Origin of the sequence: Gordonia sputi NBRC 100414, assembly GCF_000248055.1 — a bacterium.
GTDB lineage: Bacteria > Actinomycetota > Actinomycetes > Mycobacteriales > Mycobacteriaceae > Gordonia > Gordonia sputi.
In genome coordinates this window covers 1-753 of sequence record NZ_BAFC01000099.1, presented here as the reverse complement: position 1 = coordinate 753, position 753 = coordinate 1, and the positions used below count along the sequence as shown (strand labels likewise).

The window sequence follows — 753 nt, the reverse complement described above, 5'->3', positions numbered from 1 at the left end:
ATAGTGTTGCCCGCTGCACCGTCGAGCGATTGATGAAAGCCGATGGGCTGCAAGGGATAGCGAGACTCAAGACACGCAAGACCACGCGCAGCGAGGGAGCTGAAACACCCCGGCCGGCTGACCGGGTCAACCGTCAGTTCACCGCGGCGGCACCGAACGCGTTGTGGGTGGCGGACCTGACCTACATCCGCACCCACTCGGGCTGGGTGTACGCGGCGTTCGTCCTGGACGTGTTCTCGCGGATGGTCGTCGGCTGGCAGGTCTCGACCACCATGCACACCGACCTCGCCCTCGACGCCCTGAACATGGGATTGTGGGCACGGTCGCGTGCCGGCCACGACGTGGCCGGGCTGATCCACCACTCCGACCGCGGAGTGCAATACCGAGCCATCCGCTACACCGAACGACTGGCCGAAGCCGAAGCGGTGACATCTGTTGGCTCCAAAGGGGATTCATACGACAACGCGATGGCTGAGGCGTTCAACTCGCTGTTCAAAGCCGAATGCATCCGTAACCCCGTGATGCGCCCGCGAGGCGGCTGGGCAGGTGTGGGCGAGGTCGAGATCGCCGTCGCTGAGTACGTCGAATGGTTCAACCACCGCCGCCTGCACGGCGAGATCGGACACGTCCCACCCGTCGAGTACGAGAGCGCCTACTGGTCGACCCACACCGTCACCAGCTACCGTGAGAACCCGGTCCCCGCAAACGCTGGAACCAACTAACCGAGCCTCCAGCAAACCCGGGGCGATTCAC

General features: G+C 64.4%; 1 protein-coding gene. It reads left to right on the top strand.

Going from position 1 to position 753, the window contains the following annotated elements:
* The coding region (locus GOSPT_RS24140; RefSeq protein ID WP_005207485.1) for an IS3 family transposase at window positions 1-722 on the top strand (722 nt) is incomplete at its 5' end.
* Window positions 723-753: the final 31 nt, after the last annotated feature.